Origin of the sequence: Uliginosibacterium sp. 31-16 (assembly GCF_030730865.1) — a bacterium.
Classification (GTDB): domain Bacteria; phylum Pseudomonadota; class Gammaproteobacteria; order Burkholderiales; family Rhodocyclaceae; genus Uliginosibacterium.
Genome location: NZ_JAVALZ010000002.1, coordinates 291,881 through 305,403, shown reverse-complemented (window position 1 = coordinate 305,403; position 13,523 = coordinate 291,881). Strand labels below are relative to the sequence as shown.

Below are 13,523 nucleotides of genomic sequence, written 5' to 3'. Positions count from 1 at the left end.
CGGATGCGTAACGTCTGGCTGGTGCTGTGTGCCGTCCTGCTGTCTTCACCCTGCATGGCCTGGAATGGGCGTGGGCATGCCGCCATCGCTGCGCTGGCACAGGCCAATTTGAGCCCGGCGACTCTCGCGCAGGTGGAAGTGCTTCTGCGTGACGATCTGGATCGCTACGAGCAGCCCTCGGGGCGCAAGAGCCTGGCGGCGGTCGCCTCATGGCCTGATGAAATCCGCGACGTAGCCGTCAAGACAGACCCGGCGGCCTACAGGGGCTGGCATGTGCGCAGCAATCAGGTGTGTGGCCAGAAACTCGGGAGCTGCAAGGATGGGGCATGTGTTGACCAGCTGATCATCCGTTATGCGGCTGTTTTGCGTGATCATCAGCAATCGCCGCGGGCGCGGAACGAAGCCCTGAAATGGGTGGTGCATCTGGTGGGCGATCTGCACATGCCCTTGCATTCAGGTATCAACCGCAATGGTGGTAGCGCAAAAGTCGTGCTTGAAGGGTTTGATTTGAAGCCTGACGCCACTTTTCATACCGTGTGGGATGGGCAACTGCTGGACGCCGCACTCAAAGGCTGGAAATCCGGGGCGCGGCTGGAGAGTGTGGAACGCCTGGCCGCAGATGCGCCGACGCAGTGGATGATCGAAGCCCGTGATGTAGCCCTGCATGACAGTTACGAACCTCTGGCAGGATTCGTTTGCAGCGATGTCAGGTTGCCTGAGCCCTTTGTTCTTGATGCGGCCTATCAGCAGCGCAGTGTGCCGGTTGTGCGCCAGCAGGTCGAGCGCGCAGGCCTGCGGCTGGCTCAGTTGCTCAACGAAGCCCTGCAATAGACAGGCCGCGCGCGGGAACCTTGTCAGTTCCCGCCATGCGGATCAGTGATGGGCTGCCGTGGGTGGCAGCAGGGACGGAACGTCACGCGCGTGTTTCTTGGCGTGTTTGGCCTCGCGTTTTTCCTTCAGCGACATGCTCGGCGCTTTCTTCGCTTCCTTATTGCTTTTCTGGGCTTTGCTCATGGAGATCTCCCAAGTAGTGGGTGCCACTCACATTGCGTGTCTGCCATCTGGCAGAAGGGCACCACTGCAGCCAGTATAGACCTCGTTTCTGCCAGAAACGGTGTGCTTCCGGAATCCCGCTGGAAGGTTGAGCGGGGCAGGGCCTCTCTCCCGCTTCTTCTGTCTTCTGAATAACCGTATCAAAGGAGCTGTGCCGCCGGCTCACCTTATCGGCTACGGCTGGAACCTGCCTGCTCTTGCCGGTAGGGACAGAAGCCGGGGCGCGGACCGATTTTCTGCGGATGGTTGCGGCAGGTATCCGGGCGTTGTTCATAGATGGTGCAGCGGCGCGTCCGGGTGTCAAGGAAGCTGCAATCGCCATTGGCGCGACGTGCCAGCGTGAACAGGCCGTGGCGGAAATTGAAGTGCTCGATCACCCCCTGTTTCTGCAGGCCGCGGGCAAGCTGCTTGAGATCGGTTTCCAGATCAAATTCGCTCAGCAGGCCCATGCGCACCAGATCGCGTGCCCGGATCTCCGCCGGCATGGTGCAGCAAACGGCATGGCAGCTGTCACAGAGCCCGTTGCTGTATTTGACCCAGGTGTCGAGATTGTCGGGGTCGGCGCTGTGGATGACGATTTGCTTTTTCATGGGTTCAGATCAGTGACGGACCTTTTACGATGGCCTCGGCCTCATGCGGGGTAAGGCGAACAGATGCGCCACAAATCACGATGACGGTCAGCCATTCCTGCAAGGTCTTCTGTTCAGTTTCGGTCAGCGTCAGGAATATGCAGCCACTCTGCCCGCTGCTTGTGTCCCCGACCATGTTCACCGCCCGGGCGCGACCGCGGACCTTGTCGCCAAAACCGTCGATCAGACGCATCTCGAAATCGAATTCGTCGCCGTTTGCGACCAAACCGGCCGGGATGCTGAATCCGTCAATGGATAAATCGATCACCGGCAGGCGTTGTTCATTGATGCGGACATCGATGCAGGGTTTGCCTTCACGCAGGGCTGCGAAGCGTTGGCGCTGACGGCGCTCGGCATAAGTCTCGGAGTGGGTCATCGAACAGAGGCTTTCTTCAGGCAGTGCCAGTTTGTTTGGTGGTTGAACGGGAGGCTCCGGCGAGCAGGCGACCGATGCGGGCTTCTATGCCGTAGTAAAACAGGGCTCCTGCGCCGATGCTGAGCAGCCAGGCCAGCCCCATTCCCATCAGGTTGAGGGCTGGCGAGTGTGGCGCAAAATGAAACATCAGGGCATTTACCAGCAAGCAGACCGGGAAATGAATCAGGAAAAGCGAGTATGAAATCCGCCCAAGCCATGCCATGAGACGAAAGTCCGGCCATCTGGCATTCAGCTTCTGGTGTCCGCTGACAACCAGCAGCAGGGCCGTACCCAGCGCTATGCCGATACGCAGGCGGAAGTCCAGGAGCAGTGCGATGACGGTCAGGCTCAGGATCAGCAATGACCAGCCTGTTGCGCGCCGGGGCTGACCGACCCATGCTGCGGCGATGCCAAGGGCGTAGGAACCAAAGAAATACAGCCCCCAGTTATCCCAGTTGTCCTGCCGATTGAAATGCAGCAGAGCTGCGGCAGCGAGCACCGTTATCAGAAACGGCGCCATGAACGCCGGATTGGCCCTTTTCCGGGCAAACCACAGGCTGACTATCAGTATGACAAAGAGCTGGAAATCAATGGCGACGTACCAGACTCCGGCGGACAGTGCTTCATGATCCAGCAGGTTCTGCAGCAGCAGGATGTGACTCAGCACTTGCCATGGCGTGGGGGCTGCGGAAATTGACGGATGGTCCATCAACTGGCGTGCAATTGCGGCACTGATAATGCTCAGCAATAGTGCAACAAACAGGGGCAGGGCGAGACGGCAGTAACGGGCCCAGATCTGTCTGATCGGTGCAATGTCTGCCGGAATGCCAGCTGGCGCCAGGCTGCGGGCGGCCAGATAGCCTGCCACCACCAGAAACACCTGCACTGCCATGCGACCGTATTCGTATAGCCAGTCGATGCTGCCTGCCGCCAGTGGATAGGCGATATCGGACATCGGTCCGTAGAACGCAAGGTGATGAAGCACGATCAGCTGAGAAGCAATAGCTTTGAGCGTGTCGACAAATGGCATGCGCCGCGTCGAGGCACTCATGAGGTGGATCCGCCTGGGAAATGCGGCCCCCGAAGGGTCATGAAAAACATTCTGGGTGTTGCAAGCTATTGAATAAATGGATTTTATGGATTTGTCCGACGAGTGTCCAGTGCGGTGATGACCGCAAGGAGCATTGATTTGGCACAATGCCACCGTTCAATGCGCCTCAGTGGGAGTATTTCTTGATCGACAGCAAGCGGCAAACTTCATGGTTACGGCGTTTCGTGCCGGTGCTGGCGCAGCGTTTCTGGCTGAAGTGTCTGGGGACGCCGGCTTTTACGTTTGTATTCTTTCTGGCCTACATCCACCTTCTGAAAAACCCTTATCGGCCGGTTACGGTGATGCCAACCGGCGTGCTGGATGATCTGATCAGTTTTCAGCCCCTGGCATTGCTGCCCTATGTCTCGTTGTGGCTGTATGTTTCGCTGCCTCCCACGTTCATGGTGCGCAGTCGTGAAATCGTCCTGTATGGCATCTGGGCGGCGGTACTGTGCCTGAGCGGGCTAGCCATCTTCTTCTTGTGGCCGACAGCGGTTCCACCCGCCAATATCGACTGGGCGCAGTATCCCGGGGTGGATTTTCTCAAGGGAGTGGATGCTGCCGGGAATGCATGTCCCTCGCTGCATGTCGCCACTGCCGTATTTTCCGGAGTCTGGTTGCATCACATCCTGCGTGCATTTGGTACAGGACGAAGAGGTCTCCTTCTGAACTGGCTGTGGTGTGCCGCGATTGTTTATTCGACCATGGCGACCAAGCAGCACGTCGCCATTGATGTGGTTGCAGGAATTGCTCTGGGAGGTGGCGTGGCCTGGCTGTCCTTGATCCGGCGGGATGGTTTTACGGTGTTGGCCCGCCCCCAGGCCCTGACGACGCAATCCGTCTGAGCAAGGAAGAGCGAAAAATCTGAAAAACCTGTCAACCGGATTCTTTCTGCCTCGTTATTTGCCTCATGGAGGAGGCAACACGCTTGTTGCAGCACTGAAAGGACGATTGAGATGGGACAACAGATTTGTGATCAAACCTACGCCGAGTTTCTGGAGTCGTTGAAGGCTGCAGGGGTGGCGATCACCAATGAATCGCAATTGCGTGAACGTCTGGCTGAAACCTGGCGCTGGCGTTTTGCCTTCATGACGCTGGCTACGAATGGCCGCCCGCTGGGGATCAATTTCCTCAACAAGGACGCCAGTCAGCACATGGACGAAATTCGCGGCGCTTTCGCCCGTTATCAGTTCCCCGATAACTCTGATGCAGTATTTGCCTCCACGCTTGCTGCTGAATGATTCGGCCGGCCTATGGCCGGTTTGTTGAAAAAAGGGCCACACCTTGGGTGCTGGCCCTTTTTTTGTTTGCAGGCTGGCCGTATTTGCTCTGGCTCAGTGCCTAGCGTAGAAATCAGTCAAGCCGGCCAATAAAACTGCGCCGGGATGCTTTGGGTCAACCCGCACATTCTGGGGCCGGCAATCATTGACGAAAATTTTGCAGGTGCCTTTCCGGTGCCTCGCGACTACAGTCTTTTTATTCAGGCATCACAAGGAGCAAGCATGAACCTCTTGAAATGGACAGAAGATCTCGCCGTGGGAAACCCCCTGATCGATGAAGATCACCGCAATCTCTTCAATCTGCTCGAGCGTCTGCATCAGGATATGGGCAGCGGCCAGATCAACCAGGAAACCCAGAGCATTGTCGATGCCCTGCGCGAGTATGCCGAGGCGCATTTCTCGCGCGAAGAGGAGTTCATGCGCAAGATCAGCTATCCGCACTATGTCGTGCACAAGGCTGAGCATGATCGTTTCGTGAGCGAAGTCTGTGCGCTGCAATCACGCATGGCACGTGGTGCTCGTACCGCTCAGCTGGATATTGATCAGTTTCTTGCCAGCTGGCTGCGCGAGCATGTGCTGGTACGCGATATGGCGTTGGCTGCAGCAATTCGTGGCGAAGGCGCTACAGTCGCCGCTGCCTGACACGATTCAGCAGGAGAAAGCCCGCCCGGTCCGGGCGGGTCTTCAAGCGCGCCGCAAGGCGTTTGTCGACGGCAAGATCAGGCTGCTGGGCGGGCGTGAAATTTCCGGGCGCTCCAGACGGCTGCCCGGAGCGGCCGGAGCCGCAGACAGCAGCAAATCCAGCCAGTGCGTGAGGCCCTGCCATTCCTCACGATACGCAGCTACTTTTTCAATCGGGAAGTCGAAGATCGACCATCCCCGCTCCATGCATTTGCTGTAGGCCTGCGCCAGACGGATCGTGCCCAGATGAGGTATGGCCTGCGTTTCGGCCCATTCGTGCAAAGCAGTTCCGTTTCTGGTGCGCCCATCAATCCGCATGCCCATGCAGCCAAGCTGACATTTCCCGGTTGCGATTCTTGGCAGGGTGCGCAGCTCACGCAGGGTTTCCTGAGCCGCTTCCCGATCGAATACACCAGAGGTGACCGGGATCAGGATCGCATCAGCGTACATCGTTACCTTCATCAGGTTGAAACCGTGAAAACCGCCGGGCGTATCCAGCACCACGTGCTTGACGCCTGCCGGAGGGCGGGCGAAATTGTTTTCGTCGATCGACCAGCCGTGAATTTTCGGTAATTGCTGCGTGCGCAGGTTCAGCCACAGCCGTGAGGATTGCTGACGATCCACATCTCCAAGCATGACCTCCTGACCCCGCGATGCGAGATAGGCTGCAACATGGGTAGCCAGCGTTGATTTGCCTGAACCGCCCTTGCGGTTGACGATTGCGATCACGGTCATTGAAGGAAATCCCCGGTCGTGTGCGGATGAGAAGATTATTTCAAACAACCAGCAAAGTGGCGCCGTTTGTCATGAAGTTTCATTGTAGGAGGGGTTTCGTCCCCTGCAAGGGGGCATTTCCTGGAAGAAAAGCCTTGCAGGGCGTGGCTTTGAAAATACTCCACGAAAATCTGAAGGGGCGTCACCCTGCTCGGCGTTGTGATACAGAACGGTCAAAAAATGCTCGTTGCGGAATAACCGCGCCGTGGCGATATAGCACCAAAGTAATAAGAGAATTTGTTGACAGAGATGTCTTCATTGCCTAATTTGACTAAATCCTGCCATTGCCGCGTAAGTTTTTTTCTTACTTTGCGAAAAATCAACAGGCAGGAGGAGGGAGGAGGGCTTCGATCCTTCTCCCACAATAACAGCCAGGAGACACAATAAATGAATCACAAACTGCTCGGCGGCTTGGCCGTCGTGTTGCTGGCGGCCAATGTACAGGCCGCTACAGACTATCCTTCCGGTTACACCAAGTGCGCCCAGGTTGGCAGCGCTTGCAGCATGACCGGTACCCACAAGGTTGCTCTCGGCAAGTCCGGCAGCTTTGTCTATGCCAATCTGACAGGGAACTTCACCTGTCAGCTGTCGCTGTTTCCGGCGAATTCCTTCACGACATCCGCCTGGTGCTCGGTGGGTCCGGTGGTGAGCAGCTCCTCGTCTTCAAGCTCGAGCAGCTCCTCCAGTTCTTCGTCCAGCTCGTCTTCAAGCAGCTCGTCTTCCTCGTCCAGCTCATCTTCGAGCTCCAGCAGTTCGTCGAGCAGCTCTTCTTCAAGCTCCTCTGGCGGCAGCTCTTCTTCATCCAGCTCCTCGTCTTCGGGTAGCGGTATTGATGCCAAGAGCCTGACCGGCGCCAGCACCCCGTTGCAGAACGTGAATGGCAGCTATACCTATGGCGTGCGCAACTATCTGGCGCCTGCACTCATTGACAAGCTGCACAACCCCACCAACTACAAGGCTGCGCCGGCGCTGCCCACCTGGCAGTTCGCCACGGTTGATCCGACCAAGGGTGTGCTTTCTTTCGAGCGTGCGACAGCCCCGCAAGATGGCTGGCATACCTGGTCGCGCAAGGGCAAGGTCATCGTGACTGGCGGTTCTGCCGCAGCCACGAACCGCGTCTACACCGTGTTCAACGGTCAGCAGCTGGTTGCTGCGCTGGCTGAAGCTGGTCTGGAGCCGAAGATCGTGCGCGTCGTGGGGCACATTGACCTGCGCTGGAGCAGCAACAACACGGTCTTCAAGGAATACACCGGTTACCTCGACCAGAAATTCGGTGGTTCGATCATGGTCCCGTCCAACACCACGCTGGTGGGTATCAATGACGCACAAGGTCGTCCGGCCCGTATCACCGGCACTTCGATCCTGATCGGTGGCGAACTGGCCAACGGTGCGGCTGATGCCCAGGCTGGTTACACCGCCTGGGTGAACGCTGGCAAGGATCCCGAGGACTATCCGACCTGGACCCGCAACATCATCATCCGCAATCTGGTGATCGATGCGCCGTGGGACGTGAATCCGGAAGACTCCGCCAATGCCTACGCTGACGGCATGACCCTGTCGCGCGCGCAGAACATCTACATCGACCACGTGTCGATGAGCGATGGTGATACCGGCGACTCTCTGGCCTCCGATACGCGTCACGACGGTCTGCTCGACATCGTGCGTGGTTCCGACTATGCGACGGTGACCAACAGCTATTTCTTCAAGCACCACAAGGTGACCCTGATCGGTAACGGTGACTCGGGTCGTGCCTGGAGCGATGCGGGTCGTCTGCACGTGACCCTGTCGAACAACTTCTATGATCGTCTGGGCTCGCGTCTGCCGCTGAACCGTTTTGGTCAGGTGCACATGTTCAACAACTACATCTACGGCCGCACTGACAGCGCCGTGAGCGATGAGTTGAAATTCGGCAGTGGTGTGGATCCGCGTTATCAGTCCAACATGCTGGTTCAGAACATGTACTTCGAGATCACTGGCTTGGCGACCGACAGCTTCTGCAAGAAGGGTATCGATGGCGGCAATGGTACCAACCCGATCGGTTTCCGCTCCTCTGGTCACCTGATGCTCACCGACAAGGGTGGCAACACCACACCGGTGGCCTGGGATGGTCAGTGTGGCTATGCCGTGCCGACTGGTGCCAATGTGTGGACGCCGCCGTACAGCTACTCGCTGGTGACGGCAGCAGCAGCCAAGAGCAATGTGACGGCCAATGCCGGCGCAGGCAAGCTGAAGTAAGCGCAAGAAAGTCGCCGGGTCGCCCCAAGACTTTCTTGGCCCCCTCGGGGGGCGGCTTGGCCCACAGGACCAAGCCGGGGGCCCACGTGCTCACCGTCGGGCCGGTCTCTCGCAGGCCGGTCCGATGCACAAAAGACAAGGCCCGTCACGCAAGTGGCGGGCCTTGTTGTTTTGGAGTGTAGAGAGCTAGAAGGGAGCGAAGCGCCGCTGACGCTGGCCGTCGATTTCGATCTCTTCCACGAACATGGAAAACGGCCGGACCCACCAGCCCGTGTCGTTGTAGAGCGGGCGATAGATCACCTGCGGTTCCAGCGTTTCGCTGTGGCGCGCCACGCCGATCACCTCGTATTCGCCGCCCTTGTAGTGACGGTATTTGCCCAAAGGCAGGCTGGGAAGTGGCGGCAGATCGGAACTCATGACAGGCGGCTTTCGGTCGGAATGCGAAAGCGCGATTGTAACCGTCAGCGCTGCGCCAGATGTGCGGCGAAGCCTTCCGGATCGCTCAGCCAGCGACCGGTTTCGAGCAACTCGCTGCCTGTCTCTGTTTCCAGAATGAAGCCCGGAAAGCCGCGTCCACCGTGCTTCTCCAGCACGGCCAGGCTGTCAGCGATGTGGGACGCGGTTCTCCGGTCTGTCATGCTGGAGAAGGCCGCCCGAAGCGGCTCTCCAGTATGGGGCTCTTATGCGTAAGCCACTGTGGCGATGGTTTTCGGATATTGCGGCACTTCCAGCTCGGCGACGAAGGCTTCGGCGTAATCCGGGTAATGGATGCTGCTCTGGCCGGCGGCGTTGCTGATCAGCGTGGCGCTGCCCGTGCGGTAATTGCCGAGCTTGTCGCCGGGGCCGATCATCGCTGCCGGGGCGTAAAAGGTCCAGTCGATATCCGTTACGGTGCGCAGGTATTCGTATGCCTCGCGGTGAGCCAGGGCGATGGCTTTGTAGGCTTCCGGAAATTGCGGCACATCCACCAGCTGCACGCCGGGCGCCACTTCCAGACTGCCGGCGCCGCCTACGAGGACGACGCGATTCACGCCTGCGCTGCGGGCGGCGGCGATCAGGGCGCGGGCAACTTGCGTCACCTCGCCCAGGTTTTCCGAGCGCGGGCCAAAGGCGCTGGCGATCACGTCGGCGCCGCGCACGGCTTCGGCCAGCGCAGCCGCATCCGTCAGCTCGACCTGCTGTGCCGTGGCGCCGGCCAGTTCGGCGGGCAGCGGTTTGCTGGAGCGAACCAGTGCCTTGACTTGATGGCCGCGGGCCAGTGCGTTGCGGGCGATATGGGAACCGATGTTGCCGGTGGCTGCGATGAGAGCGATTTTCATGATGCATTCCTTGGGAGAGGTGAAGGTGTGCTCACTTTAATTGCTCGAATCGTGTATAAAAACTGCGCAAAGCGGGTTTGACTGTTGCGTAATTCGATCAAATGAAGGGTTCGAAACGGACCGCCTGACCTCCATGCGGGGGCGAGGCGGCGGATTACGCGCGCCGGCATTGCCAGCCCGGCTCGGCACGGGGCTTGCTGATTTCCCTGTGGAACGCTTCAGCGCCGAGCCACCTGACGGGCGCAAGAGGGCTGGAGAGGCGCTTGCAGCATGCTTCTCCAGCATGCCATGTGCCCGCCCCGCTTCAGGCGGACGTTTCCAGCATGTCTGCCCGGAGAGGCTTGCTGGAGGCGGCTCTTCAGACGCTGGCCTGGCGTGCCAGCCATTCCTCCATGAAGCTTACGAAGCTGCGCACCTTGGCCGAGAGATGTTTGCGGCTCGGGTACACCGCGGAGATCGCCAGCGAACGCGGGCGCCAGCCGGGCAGGATTTCCACCAGCCGCCCTTGCGCCACCAGCGGGCCGAGGATGAAATCCGGCGCATGTGTGATGCCCAGCCCGGCAGCGGCCAGCTCGCCGAGCAGTGTGCCGTTGTTGGCGTGAATGCTGCCGCCGATGCGGATCTGGCGCGAGCCTTCGCTGGCGTGCTCGAAGCTCCACTGATTGCTGCTCGAGGCATAGGCGTAGGTCAAGCAATCGTGACTGGCGAGATCCTCCGGCGTTTGCGGTGCGCCGCGCGCCGCCAGATAGGCCGGGCTGGCGCAGAGCAGGATGCGTGTGCTGCCGATCTGGCGTGCGACCAGATTTTGTGTGCCCAGATTGCCGACGCGAATGGCCAGATCGAGGCCATCTTCGATCAGATCCACCGCCCGGTCCGCCAGCACCACATCGAATTTCATGGCGGGATGCAGGCGCGCGTATTCGCCCAGCGCCGGGGCCAGATGGCTGGCGCCGAAGCTGATTGGCGCGGTCAGGCGCAGGGTGCCGCGCGGACTGGTAGTGTGGGTGCCGACCATTTCCTCGGTTTCTTCAAGGTCGGCCAGCAATTGCAGGCAGCGTTCGTAATAGGCACGACCATTCTCGGTCAGGCTGATGCGTCGGGTGGTGCGGTTGAGGAGCCGCGCGTCGAGCAGGCCTTCCAGTTGCGCGACCTGACGTGATACGGCCGAGGTCGACATGGCCAGGCGCTCCGCAGCGCCAGCAAAGCTCCCCACCTCCACGACTTTGCAGAAAACCTGCATGGCTTCAAAGCGATCCATCGCACATTCCTTTGTCCCTTTTTTTGCAACAAATATTTCTTGAATGTCTAGTTTATCTCTTTTGTCGGGATCTTCAGAATGCATCCATCGCATCTGCGAACAGACTCACCCCACACCCACACAGGAGATTCATCATGAACGAACAAAAACTCGGCGCCCACGGCGCCTTCGTCCTCCGCCTCACCCTCGGCGTCGTCCTGCTGGCACACGCAGCGCTGAAGGTGTTCGTATTTACCGTGCCCGGCACCGTCGGCTTCTTCGCCTCGCTCGGTCTGCCGGCGATTGCCGCCTATCTGACGATTTTCGGCGAACTCTTTGGTGGTCTGGCCCTGCTGGTCGGTTTCCGTACCCGTCTGGTTGCGCTGGCCACCTTGCCGATCCTGCTCGGAGCGACCTGGGCGCACTCCGGCAAGGGCTGGAGCTTCAGCGCCCCTGGCGGTGGCTGGGAGTATCCGCTGTTTCTGGTGCTGGCTGCAGTGGTTGTCGCTTTGCTGGGCGCGGGCAGTTTTTCGTGGGACCAAGCGCGCAGCAAGACGGCCTGAGTGCGTCGTGCCGCGGCTATCCACCCGGCTTGCCGCGGCGCTATAACTAACTGAACCCGGAGATCATCATGAACGCCCGTCTGCCCGTCCTGTTCCTCTCGCATGGCTCGCCCATGCATGCCATCCAGCCCAGTGCTGCGGCAGATGCCTGGGGGCAGGTTGCGGCCGGTCTGCCCCGGCCGCGTGCCGTGCTGATGGTCTCCGCACACTGGGACAGTGGCTTGCCACTGCTCGGCGGCAGCCCCCAGCCTGAAACGATTTACGATTTCGGTGGTTTCCCGGACGAGCTCTACCGCATCCGTTACGCAGCTCCCGGCGCGCCGGATGTTGCGCAGGAGGCCCAGGCCCTGTTGCGCGAAGCGGGGTTTACTGCGGGCATCGACGGTTGTCGCGGGCTGGATCATGGCGCCTGGATTCCGATGCTCAAGATGTATCCGCAGGCCGATGTGCCGGTGCTGCAGCTCTCCGTGCAGCCTGCGCTGGGCGCGACGCATCACCATGCGCTGGGGCAGGCACTGGCAAGCCTGCGCGATAAGGGCGTGCTGATTGTTGGCTCCGGTCACATGACCCATAACCTGCGCGATGCCTTTGCTGGCATGCGTCAGTCTGGCGAATTGCCGGTGGCAAGCTATGCCAGCGAATTCCGCGACTGGATCGACGCACATGTTCGGGATGGCCGGACCGAGGCATTGCTGCAATGGGAAACCCTGGCGCCGCAGGCGCGGCGCGCTCACCCCACACCGGAACACTTCCTGCCGCTGTTTGTGGCGCTGGGGGCGGCCGGGCCGGGATACAAGGTGGCAAGCCTGTGCGCGGGTTACGACTTTGGCGTGCTGGCGATGGATGCCTACCGGTTTGACTGAGGCGTGTGCGTGAAGCCGGGCAGGCCGGGACTTGCATCTGCCACGGCGGGTTGCGATGAAGGCCTGCACGCTCTGGCTCGCTGGCGATGGCGGTCAGGTCTTTCGCTGCGGTAAGCTGGCGGCTCCTGCTTGCTGCTGAATTCCCGTCATGCTCCAGTCCGCCGACCTGACCGTTTCTCCTGCGCAGATGCGCCGTTTCCTGGTGAGCTATCAGGGGCTGGACGGCGATACTTTCGCCGGACCACAAGGCGTGCTTGATTACGTGGCGAGGGTGGGCTGTATCCAGTTCGATCCGCTCAATGTCGTTGGCCACAATCAGGAACTGGTCCTGCAGGCACGTTTGCGTGGTTTCTCACGTGACTGGCTGCGTGATCTGCTCTATACGCAGCGTGCGCTCTTCGACGGCTGGGACAAGAACATGTCCATCCTGCTCACACGTGACTGGCCTTGCTTCGCGCGGCTGCGCACCGCGGCGCGACAGCGGTTTGATCGTCCTGAGCGGCCTGCGGCGGCCATTTTTGAAGATGTACGGCAGGCGCTGCGTGAACGCGGCCCCTTGTGTTCGGCAGATATCGAAGCGGGTGAAGCTGTGACCTGGTCGTGGGCACCGACACGCATGTCGCGTGCTGCGCTGGAGAGCCTGTATTTCTGTGGCGAATTGCTGGTGGCCCGGAAGAAGGGCACGCGCAGGTATTACGATCTGGCCACTCGCCTGCTGCCGGCGACACTGCTGGAAGCGCCCGATCCGCACCCCGCTGAGTCCGCGTACGACGACTGGTATGTGATGCGTCGCATCGGCGCCGTCGGCGCGCTGTGGAATCGCCCCGGTGGCGCCTGGCTGGGAATCGCCGGATTCAATACGGCACGGCGCAAGGCCGCTTTTGCGCGGCTCGAAGCGGCCGGGCAGATCCGCCCCGTCAAGGTGACGGGGCTGGCGCATCCGCTGTATGTACGCAGTGAGGATGTTGCCCTGCTTGATGGCGTGGCCGAAAGAGAGGTGAATGCTGCAGCGATTCTCGCCCCGCTCGACAACCTGCTGTGGGATCGCGATCTCATCGCCAGCCTGTTCAACTTTGAATATCGCTGGGAAGTCTATAAACCGGCGGCCGAACGCACGCATGGCTACTATGTTCTGCCGGTGCTGCTGGGGGACGGCCTGGTGGCACGCTTCGAGCCCGCGCGCTATCGCCCCGGCGAAGTCCTGCATATCGCCAACTGGTGGTGGGAGACAGGCTTTCGTGCTGATGATGTAGCGCAGGCGCAACTTGCGGCAGCCTTCGCCCGCTTCTGCGACTACCTTGGCGCGAGTGCGATCACTGTGGATGCGGCGCTCAGTCGTCGCTGCCATCTGGGCTTTCTGCGCCAGGGGTGAAGCTGTGACGCC

The 13,523-nt window shown here is 60.1% G+C and carries 17 protein-coding genes; 8 read left to right on the top strand and 9 right to left on the bottom strand.

Going from position 1 to position 13,523, the window contains the following annotated elements; genetic code table 11:
- The first annotated feature begins 3 nt into the window (after window positions 1-3).
- A complete protein-coding gene (locus Q9Q94_RS09145; protein WP_305979756.1) occupies window positions 4-831 on the top strand; it encodes a S1/P1 nuclease in 828 nt (275 codons plus the stop codon).
- A 42-nt stretch (window positions 832-873) separates the two neighbouring features.
- Here the strand turns inward: Q9Q94_RS09145 and Q9Q94_RS09140 are convergent, their stop codons facing one another.
- From Q9Q94_RS09140 to Q9Q94_RS09125, 4 genes are all read right to left on the bottom strand, one after another.
- Window positions 874-1,014, bottom strand: coding sequence for a hypothetical protein (locus tag Q9Q94_RS09140; protein ID WP_305979755.1), 141 nt, complete (start codon window positions 1,012-1,014; stop codon window positions 874-876).
- Window positions 1,015-1,220: 206 nt separating this feature from the next.
- Complete coding sequence (locus Q9Q94_RS09135) at window positions 1,221-1,643, bottom strand: YkgJ family cysteine cluster protein (protein ID WP_305979754.1); 423 nt, start codon at window positions 1,641-1,643, stop codon at window positions 1,221-1,223.
- A gap of 4 nt (window positions 1,644-1,647) precedes the next feature.
- Window positions 1,648-2,058, bottom strand: coding sequence for a PilZ domain-containing protein (locus Q9Q94_RS09130; RefSeq protein WP_305979753.1), 411 nt, complete (start codon window positions 2,056-2,058; stop codon window positions 1,648-1,650).
- A 16-nt stretch (window positions 2,059-2,074) separates the two neighbouring features.
- Complete coding sequence (locus Q9Q94_RS09125; protein ID WP_305979752.1) at window positions 2,075-3,148, bottom strand: acyltransferase; 1,074 nt, start codon at window positions 3,146-3,148, stop codon at window positions 2,075-2,077.
- A 182-nt stretch (window positions 3,149-3,330) separates the two neighbouring features.
- Here Q9Q94_RS09125 and Q9Q94_RS09120 point away from each other — a divergent pair, with 182 nt between their 5' ends.
- The 3 genes from Q9Q94_RS09120 to Q9Q94_RS09110 all read left to right on the top strand — a co-directional run bounded on the left by Q9Q94_RS09120 (window position 3,331) and on the right by Q9Q94_RS09110 (window position 5,109).
- Window positions 3,331-4,032: a phosphatase PAP2 family protein gene (locus Q9Q94_RS09120; protein WP_305979751.1), complete on the top strand. Its 702-nt coding sequence runs from the start codon at window positions 3,331-3,333 to the stop codon at window positions 4,030-4,032.
- Between the two features lie 111 nt (window positions 4,033-4,143).
- The gene (locus Q9Q94_RS09115; RefSeq protein WP_305979750.1) at window positions 4,144-4,428 is read left to right on the top strand and encodes a hypothetical protein; all 285 of its coding nucleotides are present in this window, start codon (window positions 4,144-4,146) and stop codon (window positions 4,426-4,428) included.
- A gap of 261 nt (window positions 4,429-4,689) precedes the next feature.
- Complete coding sequence (locus Q9Q94_RS09110) at window positions 4,690-5,109, top strand: bacteriohemerythrin (protein WP_305979749.1); 420 nt, start codon at window positions 4,690-4,692, stop codon at window positions 5,107-5,109.
- A 42-nt stretch (window positions 5,110-5,151) separates the two neighbouring features.
- Here Q9Q94_RS09110 and Q9Q94_RS09105 read toward each other — a convergent pair whose 3' ends face one another.
- Complete coding sequence (locus Q9Q94_RS09105) at window positions 5,152-5,883, bottom strand: ParA family protein (RefSeq protein ID WP_305979748.1); 732 nt, start codon at window positions 5,881-5,883, stop codon at window positions 5,152-5,154.
- Window positions 5,884-6,309: 426 nt separating this feature from the next.
- Between Q9Q94_RS09105 and Q9Q94_RS09100 the strand changes: the two genes are divergently transcribed.
- The gene (locus Q9Q94_RS09100) at window positions 6,310-8,157 is read left to right on the top strand and encodes a polysaccharide lyase family 1 protein (protein ID WP_305979747.1); all 1,848 of its coding nucleotides are present in this window, start codon (window positions 6,310-6,312) and stop codon (window positions 8,155-8,157) included.
- Window positions 8,158-8,343: 186 nt separating this feature from the next.
- Here Q9Q94_RS09100 and Q9Q94_RS09095 read toward each other — a convergent pair whose 3' ends face one another.
- The 4 genes from Q9Q94_RS09095 to Q9Q94_RS09080 form a co-directional block, all read right to left on the bottom strand.
- The gene (locus tag Q9Q94_RS09095; protein WP_305979746.1) at window positions 8,344-8,574 is read right to left on the bottom strand and encodes a DUF1653 domain-containing protein; all 231 of its coding nucleotides are present in this window, start codon (window positions 8,572-8,574) and stop codon (window positions 8,344-8,346) included.
- Window positions 8,575-8,618: 44 nt separating this feature from the next.
- Window positions 8,619-8,795 carry a hypothetical protein gene (locus Q9Q94_RS09090; protein WP_305979745.1) on the bottom strand — a complete coding sequence of 59 codons (177 nt, stop codon included), beginning with the start codon at window positions 8,793-8,795 and terminating at the stop codon, window positions 8,619-8,621.
- 42 nt (window positions 8,796-8,837) lie between these two features.
- Window positions 8,838-9,476, bottom strand: a complete 639-nt coding sequence (locus tag Q9Q94_RS09085) for an NAD(P)-dependent oxidoreductase (RefSeq protein ID WP_305979744.1) — start codon at window positions 9,474-9,476, stop codon at window positions 8,838-8,840.
- A 358-nt stretch (window positions 9,477-9,834) separates the two neighbouring features.
- The gene (locus Q9Q94_RS09080; protein ID WP_305979743.1) at window positions 9,835-10,734 is read right to left on the bottom strand and encodes a LysR family transcriptional regulator; all 900 of its coding nucleotides are present in this window, start codon (window positions 10,732-10,734) and stop codon (window positions 9,835-9,837) included.
- Window positions 10,735-10,868: 134 nt separating this feature from the next.
- Here Q9Q94_RS09080 and Q9Q94_RS09075 point away from each other — a divergent pair, with 134 nt between their 5' ends.
- The 3 genes from Q9Q94_RS09075 (at window position 10,869) to Q9Q94_RS09065 (ending at window position 13,511) form a co-directional block, all read left to right on the top strand.
- Window positions 10,869-11,276 (top strand): DoxX family protein, encoded by a 408-nt coding sequence (locus tag Q9Q94_RS09075; protein ID WP_305979742.1) that lies wholly within the window; start codon window positions 10,869-10,871, stop codon window positions 11,274-11,276.
- A gap of 68 nt (window positions 11,277-11,344) precedes the next feature.
- A complete protein-coding gene (locus Q9Q94_RS09070) occupies window positions 11,345-12,139 on the top strand; it encodes a class III extradiol ring-cleavage dioxygenase (RefSeq protein ID WP_305979741.1) in 795 nt (264 codons plus the stop codon).
- 148 nt (window positions 12,140-12,287) lie between these two features.
- The gene (locus Q9Q94_RS09065) at window positions 12,288-13,511 is read left to right on the top strand and encodes a winged helix-turn-helix domain-containing protein (protein ID WP_305979740.1); all 1,224 of its coding nucleotides are present in this window, start codon (window positions 12,288-12,290) and stop codon (window positions 13,509-13,511) included.
- Window positions 13,512-13,523: the final 12 nt, after the last annotated feature.

Excerpts from the sequence above, each read along its gene's own strand:
- Q9Q94_RS09135 (WP_305979754.1), bottom strand. The coding sequence starts at position 1,643 with ATGAAAAAGCAAATCGTCATCCACAGCGCCGACCCCGACAATCTCGAC.
- Q9Q94_RS09145 (WP_305979756.1), top strand. The coding sequence starts at position 4 with ATGCGTAACGTCTGGCTGGTGCTGTGTGCCGTCCTGCTGTCTTCACCC.
- Q9Q94_RS09075 (WP_305979742.1), top strand. The coding sequence starts at position 10,869 with ATGAACGAACAAAAACTCGGCGCCCACGGCGCCTTCGTCCTCCGCCTC.
- Q9Q94_RS09110 (WP_305979749.1), top strand. The coding sequence starts at position 4,690 with ATGAACCTCTTGAAATGGACAGAAGATCTCGCCGTGGGAAACCCCCTG.
- Q9Q94_RS09080 (WP_305979743.1), bottom strand. The coding sequence starts at position 10,734 with ATGGATCGCTTTGAAGCCATGCAGGTTTTCTGCAAAGTCGTGGAGGTG.
- Q9Q94_RS09100 (WP_305979747.1), top strand. The coding sequence starts at position 6,310 with ATGAATCACAAACTGCTCGGCGGCTTGGCCGTCGTGTTGCTGGCGGCC.
- Q9Q94_RS09090 (WP_305979745.1), bottom strand. The coding sequence starts at position 8,795 with ATGACAGACCGGAGAACCGCGTCCCACATCGCTGACAGCCTGGCCGTG.
- Q9Q94_RS09130 (WP_305979753.1), bottom strand. The coding sequence starts at position 2,058 with ATGACCCACTCCGAGACTTATGCCGAGCGCCGTCAGCGCCAACGCTTC.
- Q9Q94_RS09125 (WP_305979752.1), bottom strand. The coding sequence starts at position 3,148 with ATGAGTGCCTCGACGCGGCGCATGCCATTTGTCGACACGCTCAAAGCT.
- Q9Q94_RS09065 (WP_305979740.1), top strand. The coding sequence starts at position 12,288 with ATGCTCCAGTCCGCCGACCTGACCGTTTCTCCTGCGCAGATGCGCCGT.
- Q9Q94_RS09105 (WP_305979748.1), bottom strand. The coding sequence starts at position 5,883 with ATGACCGTGATCGCAATCGTCAACCGCAAGGGCGGTTCAGGCAAATCA.
- Q9Q94_RS09095 (WP_305979746.1), bottom strand. The coding sequence starts at position 8,574 with ATGAGTTCCGATCTGCCGCCACTTCCCAGCCTGCCTTTGGGCAAATAC.
- Q9Q94_RS09070 (WP_305979741.1), top strand. The coding sequence starts at position 11,345 with ATGAACGCCCGTCTGCCCGTCCTGTTCCTCTCGCATGGCTCGCCCATG.
- Q9Q94_RS09085 (WP_305979744.1), bottom strand. The coding sequence starts at position 9,476 with ATGAAAATCGCTCTCATCGCAGCCACCGGCAACATCGGTTCCCATATC.
- Q9Q94_RS09115 (WP_305979750.1), top strand. The coding sequence starts at position 4,144 with ATGGGACAACAGATTTGTGATCAAACCTACGCCGAGTTTCTGGAGTCG.
- Q9Q94_RS09140 (WP_305979755.1), bottom strand. The coding sequence starts at position 1,014 with ATGAGCAAAGCCCAGAAAAGCAATAAGGAAGCGAAGAAAGCGCCGAGC.